This window comes from Bordetella genomosp. 5, from assembly GCF_002261315.1.
Taxonomy (GTDB): domain Bacteria; phylum Pseudomonadota; class Gammaproteobacteria; order Burkholderiales; family Burkholderiaceae_B; genus Bordetella.
Map to the genome: position 1 here is coordinate 1 of NZ_NEVP01000011.1, position 15,472 is coordinate 15,472.

Consider the following 15,472-nt stretch of genomic DNA (forward strand, 5'->3'; position numbering starts at 1 on the left):
AAAGACAAAACCCCACTGGCGTGAGCCAGTGGGGTTTTGAGCAATAAAAGCCTGACGATGACCTACTTTCACAAACGAATGTTCACTATCATCGGCGCGAAGGCGTTTCACGGTCCTGTTCGGGATGGGAAGGAGTGGGGCCACCTTGCTATGGTCGTCAGGCGTAACCGGTAAGCGGTTGACGCGAGGGTCAAGCACTTGAATCTGGAAGAAGCACCGCGCTCGTGTCGCAGTCGGGCCGGGCGGTATGCGCCGGGCGGGGACTGGTCATCGAGAGCACGTATTGTGTTGTATGGGTTGCGTTGATTGTGTTTGAACGGCACTGGCGCGATGTCGGCCAGCGTCACGTGCGAGGGGCAAGGGTTAGTTGCGCTCTACACGGTTAATTAAGACTTGAGAGTTATAGGATCAAGCCTCACGAGCAATTAGTATCGGTTAGCTTAACGCATTACTGCGCTTCCACACCCGACCTATCAACGTCCTGGTCTTGAACGACTCTTCAGGGGGGTCAAGCCCCCAGGGATACCTTATCTTCAGACGAGTTTCCCGCTTAGATGCCTTCAGCGGTTATCTCTTCCGTACTTAGCTACCCGGCAATGCCATTGGCATGACAACCGGTACACCAGAGGTACGTCCACTCCGGTCCTCTCGTACTAGGAGCAGGCTCCGTCAAGTATCCAACGCCCACGGCAGATAGGGACCAAACTGTCTCACGACGTTTTAAACCCAGCTCACGTACCTCTTTAAATGGCGAACAGCCATACCCTTGGGACCGGCTACAGCCCCAGGATGAGATGAGCCGACATCGAGGTGCCAAACACCGCCGTCGATATGAACTCTTGGGCGGTATCAGCCTGTTATCCCCAGAGTACCTTTTATCCGTTGAGCGATGGCCCTTCCATTCAGAACCACCGGATCACTATGTCCTGCTTTCGCACCTGTTCGACTTGTCAGTCTCACAGTCAAGCACGCTTATGCCATTGCACTATCAGCACGATTTCCGACCGTACCTAGCGTACCTTCGAACTCCTCCGTTACGCTTTGGGAGGAGACCGCCCCAGTCAAACTGCCCACCATGCACTGTCCCCGATCCGGATAACGGACCAAGGTTAGAACCGCAAACAAACCAGGGTGGTATTTCAAGGTTGGCTCCACGAGATCTAGCGACCTCGCTTCAAAGCCTCCCACCTATCCTACACAGACCGGTTCACAGTCCAATGCAAAGCTACAGTAAAGGTTCATGGGGTCTTTCCGTCTAGCCGCGGGTAGATTGCATCATCACAAACACTTCAACTTCGCTGAGTCTCGGGAGGAGACAGTGTGGCCATCGTTACGCCATTCGTGCAGGTCGGAACTTACCCGACAAGGAATTTCGCTACCTTAGGACCGTTATAGTTACGGCCGCCGTTTACCGGGGCTTCGATCAAGAGCTTGCACCCCATCACTTAACCTTCCGGCACCGGGCAGGCGTCACACCCTATACGTCGACTTTCGTCTTTGCAGAGTGCTGTGTTTTTAATAAACAGTCGCAGCCACCGATTCTCTGCGACCCCATCATGCTCAGCGCGCAGGCGCATCACACTACCGGGGTATACCTTCTCCCGAAGTTACGGTATCAATTTGCCGAGTTCCTTCTCCCGAGTTCTCTCAAGCGCCTTGGAATATTCATCCCGTCCACCTGTGTCGGTTTGCGGTACGGTCTCGTATAGCTGAAGCTTAGAGGCTTTTCTTGGAACCACTTCTAATCACTTCGCGAGACATGCTCGCTCGAGCCACACCCTTGATTTACGCGCCCGGATTTGCCTAAGCGCCATCTTCAATGCAGCAACAGGGACATCCAACACCCTGATGATCTTCCGCGATCCGTCCCCCCATCGCACTATACGACGGTGCTGGAATATTAACCAGCTTCCCATCAGCTACGCATCTCTGCCTCGCCTTAGGGGCCGACTCACCCTGCGCCGATGAACGTTGCGCAGGAAACCTTGGACTTACGGCGAGGGGGCTTTTCACCCCCTTTATCGCTACTCATGTCAGCATTCGCACTTCTGATACCTCCAGCAGCCTTCACAAGCCACCTTCGCAGGCTTACAGAACGCTCTCCTACCGCGTATATCTAAAGATATACACCCGCAGCTTCGGTTTATCGCTTAGCCCCGTTACATCTTCCGCGCAGGACGACTCGATCAGTGAGCTATTACGCTTTCTTTAAAGGGTGGCTGCTTCTAAGCCAACCTCCTGACTGTCTATGCCTTCCCACTTCGTTTCCCACTTAGCGATAATTTGGGACCTTAGCTGGCGGTCTGGGTTGTTTCCCTCTTGAGTCCGGACGTTAGCACCCGGTGCTCTGTCTCCCAAGCTGTACTTGCAGGTATTCGGAGTTTGCCATGGTTTGGTAAGTCGCCATGACCCCCTAGCCATAACAGTGCTCTACCCCCTGCAGTAATACTTGAGGCACTACCTAAATAGTTTTCGGAGAGAACCAGCTATTTCCAGATTTGTTTAGCCTTTCACCCCTATCCACAGCTCATCCCCTAGTTTTTCAACACTAGTGGGTTCGGTCCTCCAGCACGTGTTACCGTGCCTTCAACCTGGCCATGGGTAGATCATCTGGTTTCGGGTCTACACCCAGCGACTGAACGCCCTATTCGGACTCGCTTTCGCTACGCCTTCCCTATCCGGTTAAGCTTGCCACTGAATGTAAGTCGCTGACCCATTATACAAAAGGTACGCCGTCACCCCACAAGGAGGCTCCGACTGTTTGTATGCACACGGTTTCAGGATCTATTTCACTCCCCTTCCGGGGTTCTTTTCGCCTTTCCCTCACGGTACTGGTTCACTATCGGTCGATCACGAGTATTTAGCCTTGGAGGATGGTCCCCCCATCTTCAAACAGGATTTCACGTGTCCCGCCCTACTTATCTCACGCTTAGTTCCACTATCAACATTTCGTCTACAGGGCTATCACCTGCTACGGCCAGACTTTCCAGACTGTTCGACTATGCTGTTAGCTAAAACGTGAAGGCTCTTCCGATTTCGCTCGCCACTACTTTCGGAATCTCGGTTGATTTCTTTTCCTCGAGCTACTGAGATGTTTCAGTTCACCCGGTTCGCTTCCACTGACCTATGTATTCAGTCAGGGATACCGCTTGCGCGGTGGGTTTCCCCATTCGGATATCTACGGATCAAAGCTTGTTTGCCAGCTCCCCGTAGCTTTTCGCAGGCTACCACGTCCTTCATCGCCTGTGATCGCCAAGGCATCCACCATGTGCACTTAGTCGCTTGATCCTATAACACTGAAGTCTTATAGGACGCTTGTTGACATTTCGCGTTTGTGCCGTTCTATCAAAGCTTTTCTCAATACACACTTGCGTGCGCATCGAGCTTGAGACTTTGGAACAAAATCATGCAATCACAACCCGTATCCATCTTCATCAGGCTTGCGCCGATTACTTGATGAACACTTTACGTTGTGCTTCTTCCAAATTGTTAAAGAACAAATATAGCTGTCAGGCCTAAACCCAACGATTAACACTGGCTCGCAGCGCTAATCGTTGAACTCTTGCTGTCTAGATTTCTACCAGCGCCAGGCTAAGCCAGGCAATGGTGGAGGTGAACGGGATCGAACCGATGACATCCTGCTTGCAAAGCAGGCGCTCTCCCAGCTGAGCTACACCCCCATACCCCGATCACTCGGAATAACTTGGTGGGTCTGGTTGGATTCGAACCAACGACCCCCGCCTTATCAAGACGGTGCTCTAACCGACTGAGCTACAGACCCCAGACTCTTTCTCTCGGATCTGTACGATCCACAGCAGCTATATTTCAACAACCGATAAGCGTGGACACTTGCTACGAGCACTAAGCTCTTAAAGGAGGTGATCCAGCCGCACCTTCCGATACGGCTACCTTGTTACGACTTCACCCCAGTCATGAATCCTACCGTGGTAATCGCCCTCCTTACGGTTAGGCTAACTACTTCTGGTAAAACCCACTCCCATGGTGTGACGGGCGGTGTGTACAAGACCCGGGAACGTATTCACCGCGACATGCTGATCCGCGATTACTAGCGATTCCGACTTCACGCAGTCGAGTTGCAGACTGCGATCCGGACTACGATCGGGTTTCTGGGATTGGCTCCCCCTCGCGGGTTGGCGACCCTCTGTCCCGACCATTGTATGACGTGTGAAGCCCTACCCATAAGGGCCATGAGGACTTGACGTCATCCCCACCTTCCTCCGGTTTGTCACCGGCAGTCTCATTAGAGTGCCCTTTCGTAGCAACTAATGACAAGGGTTGCGCTCGTTGCGGGACTTAACCCAACATCTCACGACACGAGCTGACGACAGCCATGCAGCACCTGTGTTCCGGTTCTCTTGCGAGCACTCCCAAATCTCTTCGGGATTCCAGACATGTCAAGGGTAGGTAAGGTTTTTCGCGTTGCATCGAATTAATCCACATCATCCACCGCTTGTGCGGGTCCCCGTCAATTCCTTTGAGTTTTAATCTTGCGACCGTACTCCCCAGGCGGTCAACTTCACGCGTTAGCTGCGCTACCAAGGCCCGAAGGCCCCAACAGCTAGTTGACATCGTTTAGGGCGTGGACTACCAGGGTATCTAATCCTGTTTGCTCCCCACGCTTTCGTGCATGAGCGTCAGTGTTATCCCAGGAGGCTGCCTTCGCCATCGGTGTTCCTCCGCATATCTACGCATTTCACTGCTACACGCGGAATTCCACCTCCCTCTGACACACTCTAGCTCGGTAGTTAAAAATGCAGTTCCAAAGTTAAGCTCTGGGATTTCACATCTTTCTTTCCGAACCGCCTGCGCACGCTTTACGCCCAGTAATTCCGATTAACGCTTGCACCCTACGTATTACCGCGGCTGCTGGCACGTAGTTAGCCGGTGCTTATTCTGCAGGTACCGTCAGTTGCACGGGGTATTATCCCGTGCCGTTTCTTTCCTGCCAAAAGTGCTTTACAACCCGAAGGCCTTCATCGCACACGCGGGATGGCTGGATCAGGGTTTCCCCCATTGTCCAAAATTCCCCACTGCTGCCTCCCGTAGGAGTCTGGGCCGTGTCTCAGTCCCAGTGTGGCTGGTCGTCCTCTCAAACCAGCTACGGATCGTCGCCTTGGTGAGCCGTTACCCCACCAACTAGCTAATCCGATATCGGCCGCTCTAATAGTGCGAGGCCCGAAGGTCCCCCGCTTTCCCCCGAAGGGCGTATGCGGTATTAGCTACGCTTTCGCGTAGTTATCCCCCGCTACTAGGCACGTTCCGATACATTACTCACCCGTTCGCCACTCGCCACCAGACCGAAGTCCGTGCTGCCGTTCGACTTGCATGTGTAAAGCATCCCGCCAGCGTTCAATCTGAGCCAGGATCAAACTCTTCAGTTTAATCTCTGTTTTGCGCCGCTATCCTAAGACAGCGACTTCGCTTGCTCTCAAAGGAAGTGAGGTTTAAAAAACCTTACTTCATATTGTGAGCACTTTGATACTTTTGCTTTGTCTGCCAGACCGAAATCTGACCGACTGCGCACTCGCATCAAGTGCCCACACTTATCGGTTGTTTAGTTGTTAAAGAGCGGTACTGCTAAATTCTTGCCTACTTACTGACTCGCTTCGCTGCGTCGCTTTCGCTTCGCGTCGTTTGCTGTGTCAGCAGCAGAGAAACGAGATTATGAAGAAGTTTTTTTCGTTTGTCAACTCAGCTTTGAATTTATTTATTCATTCATCACATCACTGACTAACAACCGCTTCACTCGCTTCCGGCTCGCTGCGTCGTTGCCGACATCGCTCGCCTTCTGCTTCGGCCTTTCTCAGAACATCAGGGTTAACCCTAACGTTTTGACAACTGCCAAGCCCGAAACTATAACACAGTTTTTGCAGATCGTGCAACTTACATCGCACAATTTGCAGCTCACCGTGCAACGCTGGAATTCGGTAAGCCCTTTCGGACAACCGCGGAAGCACGCTTCCGTTCCTGCGCTGAAAGCCCTGTTTCGCGCCTCGCGTCCCACTCAGGTGGCAACCGCTTTGAGGCCGGCGAAACAGCACTTGCCGCTTCGGCTTCGTCGTTCACACTGTTGTGTGAGCAGCGAAGGGGGCGAACTATAGCATGGTTTTTTGGCTTGTCAAAACGAAGTCATGGGAAACCCGTAAAGTTTTGGCCCCCACCAGGTGGTTCGTACTGCCCGCTCCCGCTGCCCCCGGACCGGCAATTGGGGACAATGCCTTTTGTGATCAAGGACTTGGCCCTGTTTTCACGCTGTCTGCGCAGAGTGTTCCGTTACTTAACGGGCCAAATAATGGCGCGAAAAATAATTTTGATCGCGCGCACCCTAGGTTGGGATGGCGTGGGCAGCGCCTGGATTCGGCATCGCCGGGTGGGCGCCGCGGCGTGTCAGCCCTCTATATGAGAGCGCCGGGCAATTGATATGTAGACGGGCGCGGGTCCGGACGGTTTGAGCGGAGCCGGATCCGGTGCAGCAGGATGCGCGCCGTGGCGTGTCCGTCTTCTACTTCTATATATAGGCGGCGCTATTCCGGGAAGGCGTCTATATATAGGGCGAGGATTGGCCGGTTGGGCCTAGGGGCCTGGACCCGGTGCCCGGCGCCCGTTGCCCGTTGCCCGTTGCCCGGCGCCCGGCGCTCCGTCGCACCCGACGCAACGTGTCGTCTCTCTATAGGAGGCCCAATATAGAGAAAGGGCCTGAGAGTAAGGGCCTAATAGTGAGAAGGGCTTGATAGAGAGAAAGGGCCCACTATAGATAAGGCAGCGCGCTGGTACATAAAGCAGCGCGCTAGTAGATACGGCACCGTGCTAGTAGGTGATGCACCGTGCTAGTAGATAAGGCGCCGTGCTAGTAGATAAGGCAGCGCGCTAGCAGATACGGCACCGTGCTAGTAGGTGAGGCAGCGCGCTGGTAGATAAGGCACCGTGCTGGTAGGTAAGGCAGCGCGCTGGTAGATAAGGCACCGGACCAGCGGGAGCCCGCATAGGCGCCGTGCGAGCGAGAGCCGGCATCGAAAAGCATCGCGTGAACAACCCGCACCGGCCCGCCTCGGGATCCCGGAGTGCGCCGCCTACCAGAGATGGGGCTCGCGCAGATTGCGCTGACGGCGCAGGGCTTCGCGTTCGTTCCAGGCGTTGACCTCCGGCGGCAGGCCCATGTCGCGCAGGAGCCGCGGGTCGAGATCGGCCGCGTTGACCGACGCTACCGGGGCGCCCGCCCACTCGACCACGCGAGCAACTACCGACCGCACCCAGGACGCGATGGACCGCGGCGCCCCCTGCGGGTGAGACACATACGATTCGCTGATAGACATGGCAACGCTCCCGATTAGGTATGCGTTCAGAATATCTATACAGACTCGCCGCGAAAATCGATATATTGTGGCCAATATGGTTAGGAAGTCCGACCGTTTGGCGGTTGTATCGTGGCGCCGGTCCTTGCCTGCCTGGCGGGCGAACGAGGCACCTGCCTTCCTGGGAAGACGAGGTCCTGCTCCTTTGGCGAGCGCTGCCCTCGCCTCCCCAGCGAGATGGACACGTGACCTCCGCCGCGTCATGACGACAACCTTTATCGAGCCCTCGCGCCCATGTCGAAAATTCCGTTGAACAGCCTGCCCGTGTTTCGCGCCGTGGCCGAAGGGGGCAATCTGCGCGCGGCCGCCACGGCGCTGCATCTCACACACAGCGCGGTCAGCCAGCAGATCCGTCATCTGGAAACGCGGCTCGGCACGCCGCTGTTCGACCGCGTGGGCCGCGGCATCCAGCTCAACGACGCGGGCCGCGCGTTGCTGGCGCGCGTCGGACCGGCCCTGGCGTTGATCGACGAGGGCACGCGCGCGGCGCAGGAAGCGGCGGCCGGCGCCACGGTGCGACTGAGGGTGAGCGTGTTGCCCTCGTTTGCGCAGCGCTGGCTGCTGCCGCGCATGGCGCGGTGGCGCGAGCGCCATCCGGAGCTCGTGCTGGAGGTCGAGACCTCGCAGCAACTGGCGGATCTTCAGCGGGATGGTTTCCATGCGGCGCTGCGCTACGGGCGGGGCCATTGGCCGGGGCTGGTGAGCGTGGCGCTTTTTCCCGCCCCCATGCCGATGGTGCTGGTGGGCTCGCCAGAGGCCGCGCAGCGTCTGGCGGGCGCCGAACCGGCGCAGTTCGCCCGCGAGCCGCTGCTGGGCGAACAGGGCTTATGGGAAAGTTGGTTTCATGCGGCGGGCGACCCGCGCCGCGTCGTGCCGGTGGCGGTGTTCAACGACGGCGGCATGTTGCTGCAGGCGGTGGAACAAGGCATGGGCATATCGCTGGTGCGCGAGCTGCTTGCGGCGGATGCGCTCGCCGAGGGGCGGCTCGTGCGCCTGTCGCCCCTGTCCATACCGTACGAAGGCGACCAGACCTATCACCTCGTCTATCGGCCGGAGTATGCCGACTGGCCGCCCGTGCAGGCCCTGCGCGCCTGGCTCGAGACCGAGATCACCCGCGCCGCAAGCCAGCTCGACGCGCGCGCGCCGCGTTGACGCGCTCGCTGGCGTCCGGAGCAGCACGCGGCGCCGCAGGGCGCGCGGTTGCATGAGCTCGCGCGTCAGCACGACGGATTCATGCGTTGAACCCACTCCGGTCAGGCACACTGCGCGTCAGGGCGACGGGGACTGACGCCACCTTGCGCGTCAGAACCATGCGATTCGCGCATGGCATCCCGTTCCGATTACGCGACCTTGCGCGTCAGGGCCACGGACTCGCGCATGGAATCCGTTTCGTTGAAGCGCTGGTGCCAGGAGAAAGCCTCTTCGAGCAGGTGCGGGGTCTGGCCGCCGCGTTCACAGGCGCGTTCGAAGTAGCTGGAGAGCGCGTCGCGATACGAGGGGTGCACGCAGTGCGCGATGATGGCGCGGGCGCGCTCGCGCGGCGCCAGGCCACGCAGGTCGGCCAGGCCGCACTCGGTGACGATCACGTCGACGTCGTGCTCGTTGTGGTCGACGTGGGCCACCATCGGCACGATGCTGGAGATGTCGCCGTTCTTCGCCATGGACTTGGTCACGAAGATGGCCAGGTGCGCGTTGCGCGCGAAGTCGCCGGATCCGCCGATGCCGTTCATCATGTGCGTGCCGCCCACGTGGGTGGAGTTCACGTTGCCATAGATGTCGCATTCGAGCGCGGTATTGATGGCGATCACGCCCAGACGCCGCACGATTTCCGCGGCGTTGCTGATCTCTTGCGGGCGCAGCACGAGGCGCTCGCGGTAGTGATCCAGGTTACTGAGGATGCGCTCGTAGACCGGCGTGGACACGGTGATCGAAGAGGCCGACGCGAACGCCAGCTTGCCCTGGTCGAGCAGCGCGATGGCACTGTCCTGCAGCACCTCGGAATACATCGTCAGTCCGTCGAAGTCGCCTTCGCCGAAGCCATGCAGCACGGCGTTCGCGATGGTGCCGATGCCGGCCTGCAGGGGCAGCAGCGAACGGCTCAGGCGGCCGGCGCTGACCTCCGCACCGAGGAACGACACGATGTGGCTCGCGATCGCCGCCGTTTCGTCGTCGGGCGGCAAGGCATTGGACGGGCTATCGGGCGCATCGGTGATCACGATGGCCGCGATCTTGGCGGGATCCACCTGGATGCAGGTCGTGCCGATGCGGTCGTGCGGCGCCAGCACCGGAAGCGGTGCGCGCGCGCCGTGCGGCGCAGGCACGTAAATGTCGTGCAGACCTTCGATTGCCGCCGGCACGCCGAGATTCAGCTCGACGATGACCGTGCGGGCCTGCTCGACGAAAGACGCGGAGTTGCCCACCGACATCGTCGGCACGATGCCGCCGTCCTCGGAGATCGCGGCGGCCTCGATGATGGCGACGTCGATCGGCCCGAGATGTCCGGCACGCAGGTGTTCGACCGTTTCGGAGAGATGCTGGTCGACGAACGCGATCTCGCCTTGATTGATCTTGCGGCGCAACGTGGTGTCGACCTGGAACGGCATGCGTCGCGCGAGCACGCCGGCGTTCGCCAGCTGCTTGTCGGTGTCGTGACCCAGCGAGGCGCCGGTGATCAAAGTGATGCTGAGCGGCTCGTGCGCCGCGCGCTCGGCCAGGGCGGCCGGCACGGCCTTGCAGTCGCCGGCGCGGGTGAAGCCGCTCATGCCGACCGTCATGCCGTTGGAAATCAAACGCGCGGCCTCCTGCGCGGTCGTGATGCGCGAGCGCAGGCCCTGATGACGGATACGTTCGATGTCCATTGCGTGTCTCCTGATTCTTGAGCCGCGGCGGGCGGGCCGGATCGGGGAACCAGAAACGACACGTCTCCCGCCGAGGTCCGGACACCTTCTGCCGTGGTGTTTTCCGATGCGCCCGGCCGCCGAAAATGTGGCGGGCAGGCTGCCTGGCCGCAGTATAGGAACGAGCCGAGTCAAATACGTAATGACTTAAAATCATGCAAATCAGTCGGTATTTTCATCAATTGGGTACGCCCCCATGGACATCCGCGCCCTGCGCTACTTCGTCGAAACCGTTCGAACCGCCAGCTTCACGCAGGCGGCACGCACGCTGTACGTGACGCAATCGACGGTCAGCAAGATGATCCGGCAGCTCGAGGAAGAGATCGGCACGCCGCTGCTGATCCGCGACGGCCACACGGCCCGCCCCACGGATACGGGACGCGTGGTGTACGAGCGCGGCCTGCATATCCTGGGCGCGATGCGCCAGCTCAACGCCGAAGTGCGCGAGACCGTGGATCTGCGCCGCGGCGAGCTCGAGGTGGGCATTCCGCCGATGATCAATCTGCTGTTCATTCCGGTGGTGCAGGCGTTTCGCGAACGGCACCCCGAGATCCGGCTGCAGCTGCGGGAAGGCACCGGGCAGGCCGTGGAACGGCTGGTCACCGCCAACGAACTGGAGATCGGCGCAACGGTGTTGCCGGTGCAGACGCCGAGTCCGCTCGAGACGCTGCGCTTCGGCAGTTATCCGCTTGCCGTGGTGGGACCGGCGCACGCGTCGTGGGCGGAAGGCAAAGCCCTGCCGCTGTCGGCGCTCAGGAATGAGCCGCTGTTGCTGCCCACCGATGACTTCGCGCTGACCCGCCGCCTGCGTCAGGCCTGCCTGGACGCGGGCTTTACCCCGCAGATCGCGGCGCAGAGCGCGCACTGGGATTTTCTGGCCGCGATGGCGGCCGCCGGCCTGGGCACGGCCATCCTGCCCGAGCCGCTGGTCCAGCGTCTGAAGCCGCGCGGCACCCGCACCGCCCGGATCGCCCGCGGCGGGGTGCAATGGGAGGTCGGACACATCTGGCTGCGCGATCGTTACCTGTCGTACGCCGCTCGGGCCTGGCTCGACACCTGCCGCGAGGTGTTGGGCGTGGCGCCACGCTCCCGCCGCGCCCGCCCCGCCACGCCGCCGGACTGAGCGTCAGGCCCGCCAGGCGCGGCGCCCGCCGGACCGGCTACGGACCCACGCCGCCCGCCGGACGGCCGTTCACCCATATCGCGGGCGCGGGCGGCGGCCGGGCACCCGTCAAATTCTGTTGCAAGGCGTTGAACACCCACGGTGTGTCCGGGCTATGCTGCCGCGATCGGGCCGCGCCGCGCGAGGCTTGGCCCGCACCCTGATCCGAATTGCCGCGCCCCTCGAGGGGCGCTCCGACATGACATCGACCCCATTCCATCGTTTGCCCGCGGCGGCGCCTTTCGCGACGTCACGGCACCTCTGGCACCTGCTGTTCGTCCTGCTGCTCGCCATGTCCGTGATGGCGCCGGCGGCCGTGCACGCGCAGCCCGCCAGCACCATCGACATCAAGGAAGCCGACGCCAAGCTGACCGCGGCGCGGCAGGACATCGACGGTCTGCGCAAGGGCCTGGACAAGCTCACCGATGATGCCGAGCTGGTACAGCGCCGCGCCGACGCGCTCGACATCCAGAATCGCGCGGAGGGCCTCGCGGAAGCGTTGGCGCCGCAATTGGCCAGCGTGGCCGCCCGGCTCACCGAGCTGGGCAAGCCCACCGAGGGCGGCAAGGAAGCCCCCGATGTCGCGCAGCAGCGCGCCCAGCTCGAGAAGTCCAATCGCGATCTCGATGCGCAGGTGAAGCTGGCCCGACTGTTGTCGGTTGAAGCGGCCCAGACCGCCGAACAGATTTCGGCCATGCGGCGCACGCAGTTCCAGGCGCGCCTGGGCGAGCGGCGCGATTCCTTCGTGTCCTCGTCGTTCTGGTCGGAGCTGCGCGGGGACCTGCCGCGCGATCTCGATCGCATGGCGGATCTGCGCCAGGACGTGGGCGCCATGGTGACCGCCACGCCGGGATGGGGCTGGCTGGTGCTGGCCCTGCTCGCGGTGGCGGTGCTGACCTTGCGTTACTGGTTCGACAAACTGATCGTCCGGTTGACGGCCAGCCGCGTGCCGCCCGGCCGCCTGCGCCGGTCCTTCCTGGCCGTAGCGATCGTGATGCTCTCGATTGCCACGCCCGGCCTGATCGCCGAGTTCTTCAAGATCGGCCTGGTGTGGCGTGCGGAAGTGGGCGACGCGACCCAGAGCCTGCTCGATGGCCTGGTGGCGATGGTGTGTTTTGGCGGTTACGTGACCGGCCTGGGTTACGCACTGCTCTCCCCCGACCGGCCCTCGTGGCGGCTGCCCCCGATTCCGGACGAGGTGGCCCGCGGTCTGCGCTGGGCGCCGGCCATGCTGGGCACCCTCGTCATCATCGTCTGGCTCGCCGAACGGCTGCCGATCCTGCTCAATACCAGCCTGACATCGACGATCGCGCTCAATAGTTTCGTGGTGGCGCTGCTCGGCATTCTGATGCTGTGGACCCTGCTCCGCGCCGAACGTCTGCGCCGCGCGTCGCAGACGACCGAAGAGGGCCAGCCGCCGGCGCCGCGCCCGCTCTGGATCGCGGCGCTCAGCACCGTGGCCTGGGTCGTGCTCGTCTTCAGCCTGCTTGCCATGCTGATCGGCTACGCGGCGCTCGGCAGCTTCGTGATCCGCCAATCCTTCTGGACGCTGGTGGTGCTGACGACGGCGTATCTCGCTTCGGTGCTGATCGAAGACGGCTTTTCGACGCTGCTCGGCTCCAACGCCCAGCCCAAGGACGGTGAGCCCGCCCAATCCCGCATCCGCATCCAGGCGGCGGTGCTGCTCTCGGGCGTGGGCCGGGTGCTCGTGATCATGACCGCGGCGGTGATGCTGCTCGCGCCGTTCGGCGAAGGCCCGGCCGACCTGGCGCACCGGTTCGACCAGCTGCACCGGGGCCTGCAGATCGGCGAGGTGCAATTGCGTCCGGGCGCGCTGGTACAGGCGCTGCTGGTGCTGGCGCTCAGCCTGGTCGCGGTGCGCCTGCTCAAGCGCTGGCTGACCAACCGCTACCTGCCGAGCACCGAACTCGACCCCGGCATGCAGATTTCGGCCGCCACGCTGTTCGGTTATGCGGGCGTGGTGATCGCCGTGGCGCTGGCGTTGTCGGCGCTGGGCATCGGTCTGGAACGGGTGGCCTGGATCGCCAGTGCGCTGTCGGTCGGTATCGGTTTCGGCCTGCAAGCGGTGGTGCAGAACTTCGTATCGGGCCTGATCCTGCTGGCGGAACGGCCGGTCAAGGTCGGAGACTGGGTGTCGCTAGGCGGCGTGGAAGGCGACATCCTGCGCATCAATGTGCGCGCGACCGAGATCCAGATGGGGGATCGGTCGACGGTGATCGTGCCGAATTCGGAATTCATTACCAAGACCGTGCGCAACGTCACGCATGCGAACCCGCTCGGCCTGGTGCAGATCAAGCTGCCGATGCCGCTGTCGACGCCGCCCCAGCAGGTCAAGCAGCTGCTGCTGGACGCCTTCGGTGCGCATCAAGATATCCTGAGTGCCCCCGAGCCCAGCGTATTCCTCGATGGCTTCGACGCCGGCCACCTGGTGTTCAAGGCCACGGCCTACGTGAGTTCGCCGCGCCTCGCGTATGGCGTGCGCAGCGCGATTCTGTTCGACGTGCTGCAGCGCCTGTCCGATGCCAAGCTCGAAATGGCGCCGCCAGCGACGATGCTGCTGCGCGACGAGCCGTCGATCGCGCCGGCGCCCATCACGCAGGCCGCCGCCGATCCGCGTACGCCCGAGCCACGCTGAGCCGCGCTGGAGTCGAGCCGCGCGAAGTCGAGCGATGGGTTGGCCCTCAGGCTGCGCCTTCGGTGGGATGCTCGCGCCGCTTCTATCTCGGCGCGCTCAAAAAAAGACGCCCCCGCAAAGGGAGGCGCGTGGAACGCTGCGTTTGGCCCGCCTCTTTTAGCGCGATCCCGGTGGCGCGGGCGGGCCGCCCGCGTGCCGGCTGCAGACATCGCGCTCAACCCGGCGTGAACAGATCGTCAATGCGCGCACGCGCGGTGTCGGGAATACGTCGAGGCGATTGCGGTGCCAATACCGGGTTGCCCATGGACAGACGCTGCGACGGCACGGCGTACGCCGTCGTCTGCGGCGGTGCGGCCGACGCCGTGTTGGGCGGCACCACCGCGGCGGCCGCGACCGCTTCGAGGTTGGTGCACAGCCCCTGCGCCGACAGCGCCGCGCGCGTGGCCTTGTCCGTCTGACACAGCATGTCGACGGCGGCGGTCTCGAGCTTGCGCGACTTGTCCTGGTCCCGCGTGGTGGCGGCCGCCTGCATCGTGCGCTCGAAGTTGCGGCGCAGGCTGCAGTTGGAATCTTCCACGGGCACCGCGAGGTTGATGCCGAAGCCCATGACCGACCCGCCGCCCCCGCCCGACACCATGCAGCTGTCGGTGGAGAACGAGCCGTAAAAGGCCTGACCGGCCACCGGCGGCACGGTACGCAGGGAATCCGACGTCGTGCTGCGGCTGTTGAACGTCACGCCCTGCTGATTGCCGGCTGCGGTCACGCCTGCCGATGCACTCGTGCTCGACGACGCGGTACTGGTCTGCGCCAGGGCGCCACTGGAAACCAGCGCCAGGGATAGAGCGAGAATCATGGTCTTCATGATGTTCTCCTGGATCCGTGCGGCCGGCGGCCGCACGGATCAGCGGTTGGCTTAGCGACGGCCGAAGCTGCTGAAGCCGCCGATCGCGCCCATCTGGAAAGCGCCCTGCGCGGCAGCGCCGGTATCGGTGTTGCCATACGCGCCCGCGCCGTTGGAGATCGAACCGTTCGTCATGCCCGGTGCGTTGCCCCACGTGGAGCCCGAGGTCTTCGTGGTCGAGTACTGCTGGGTGGACGTCGACACGCTGGCGCCGCTGGGGCCGATGGCGCCGGACATGCTGGCCGTGCCGCCGGTGTTGGCCTGGGCGCTCTGGTACGAGTGGCCGGTGCCGATGACCTGGCTGGAGGCCACGGCATTGCCTTGCGAGATCGAGCCGACCGAGCCGACCACGGAGCCTTGATAGGCTCCCATGGAACCGCCGAAACCTCCTCCGGCAAAAGCGGGCGCGGCCGCGGCGAACGACAGAACTGCGATGGTTGCGAGCTTCTTCATTTGGATGCCTCCCTGGTGTCCGTGATGCGA

At 61.7% G+C, this 15,472-nt stretch carries 7 protein-coding genes, 2 tRNA genes and 3 rRNA genes; 3 read left to right on the forward strand and 9 right to left on the reverse strand.

Features of this window, described 5'->3' with window-relative positions; all coding sequences use genetic code 11:
• Positions 1–49 precede the first annotated feature (49 nt).
• The 6 genes from rrf to CAL25_RS24075 form a co-directional block, all read right to left on the reverse strand.
• Positions 50–162 (reverse strand): 5S ribosomal RNA (gene rrf / locus CAL25_RS17140).
• 242 nt (positions 163–404) lie between these two features.
• Positions 405–3,288, reverse strand: a 23S ribosomal RNA gene (locus CAL25_RS17145).
• A gap of 316 nt (positions 3,289–3,604) precedes the next feature.
• A tRNA-Ala gene (locus CAL25_RS17150) sits at positions 3,605–3,680 on the reverse strand.
• 24 nt (positions 3,681–3,704) lie between these two features.
• A tRNA-Ile gene (locus CAL25_RS17155) sits at positions 3,705–3,781 on the reverse strand.
• 90 nt (positions 3,782–3,871) lie between these two features.
• A 16S ribosomal RNA gene (locus CAL25_RS17160) occupies positions 3,872–5,402 on the reverse strand.
• The 16S, 23S and 5S rRNA genes sit together here with 2 tRNA genes alongside, the layout of an rRNA operon.
• Positions 5,403–7,091: 1,689 nt before the next feature.
• Positions 7,092–7,334 carry a hypothetical protein gene (locus CAL25_RS24075; RefSeq protein ID WP_141217948.1) on the reverse strand — a complete coding sequence of 81 codons (243 nt, stop codon included), beginning with the start codon at positions 7,332–7,334 and terminating at the stop codon, positions 7,092–7,094.
• A gap of 273 nt (positions 7,335–7,607) precedes the next feature.
• On the opposite strand from CAL25_RS24075, the gene CAL25_RS17165 reads away from it, so the two are divergent.
• Positions 7,608–8,525: a LysR substrate-binding domain-containing protein gene (locus CAL25_RS17165; RefSeq protein WP_094802241.1), complete on the forward strand. Its 918-nt coding sequence runs from the start codon at positions 7,608–7,610 to the stop codon at positions 8,523–8,525.
• A 188-nt stretch (positions 8,526–8,713) separates the two neighbouring features.
• Here CAL25_RS17165 and CAL25_RS17170 read toward each other — a convergent pair whose 3' ends face one another.
• Positions 8,714–10,231: an acetyl-CoA hydrolase/transferase family protein gene (locus tag CAL25_RS17170; RefSeq protein ID WP_094802243.1), complete on the reverse strand. Its 1,518-nt coding sequence runs from the start codon at positions 10,229–10,231 to the stop codon at positions 8,714–8,716.
• 235 nt (positions 10,232–10,466) lie between these two features.
• On the opposite strand from CAL25_RS17170, the gene CAL25_RS17175 reads away from it, so the two are divergent.
• Both CAL25_RS17175 and CAL25_RS17180 read left to right on the forward strand, forming a co-directional pair.
• The gene (locus CAL25_RS17175; RefSeq protein WP_094802245.1) at positions 10,467–11,393 is read left to right on the forward strand and encodes a LysR family transcriptional regulator; all 927 of its coding nucleotides are present in this window, start codon (positions 10,467–10,469) and stop codon (positions 11,391–11,393) included.
• Positions 11,394–11,724: 331 nt separating this feature from the next.
• Entirely contained in the window at positions 11,725–14,088 is a 2,364-nt protein-coding gene (locus CAL25_RS17180; protein WP_432759252.1) for a DUF3772 domain-containing protein, read from the forward strand.
• Between the two features lie 214 nt (positions 14,089–14,302).
• On the opposite strand, the gene CAL25_RS17185 is transcribed toward CAL25_RS17180, so the two are convergent.
• Both CAL25_RS17185 and CAL25_RS17190 read right to left on the reverse strand, forming a co-directional pair.
• Complete coding sequence (locus tag CAL25_RS17185; protein ID WP_249279125.1) at positions 14,303–14,950, reverse strand: hypothetical protein; 648 nt, start codon at positions 14,948–14,950, stop codon at positions 14,303–14,305.
• Positions 14,951–15,001: 51 nt separating this feature from the next.
• Complete coding sequence (locus tag CAL25_RS17190; RefSeq protein ID WP_094802247.1) at positions 15,002–15,442, reverse strand: hypothetical protein; 441 nt, start codon at positions 15,440–15,442, stop codon at positions 15,002–15,004.
• Between the last annotated feature and the right edge of the window lie 30 nt (positions 15,443–15,472).

What these genes read in the sequence shown, in the direction of transcription:
- CAL25_RS17180 (WP_432759252.1), top strand. Translation starts at nt 11,725, where the DNA reads ATGTCCGTGATGGCGCCGGCGGCCGTGCACGCGCAGCCCGCCAGCACC.
- CAL25_RS17175 (WP_094802245.1), top strand. Translation starts at nt 10,467, where the DNA reads ATGGACATCCGCGCCCTGCGCTACTTCGTCGAAACCGTTCGAACCGCC.
- CAL25_RS17190 (WP_094802247.1), bottom strand. Translation starts at nt 15,442, where the DNA reads ATGAAGAAGCTCGCAACCATCGCAGTTCTGTCGTTCGCCGCGGCCGCG.
- CAL25_RS17165 (WP_094802241.1), top strand. Translation starts at nt 7,608, where the DNA reads ATGTCGAAAATTCCGTTGAACAGCCTGCCCGTGTTTCGCGCCGTGGCC.
- CAL25_RS24075 (WP_141217948.1), bottom strand. Translation starts at nt 7,334, where the DNA reads ATGTCTATCAGCGAATCGTATGTGTCTCACCCGCAGGGGGCGCCGCGG.
- CAL25_RS17170 (WP_094802243.1), bottom strand. Translation starts at nt 10,231, where the DNA reads ATGGACATCGAACGTATCCGTCATCAGGGCCTGCGCTCGCGCATCACG.
- CAL25_RS17185 (WP_249279125.1), bottom strand. Translation starts at nt 14,950, where the DNA reads ATGAAGACCATGATTCTCGCTCTATCCCTGGCGCTGGTTTCCAGTGGC.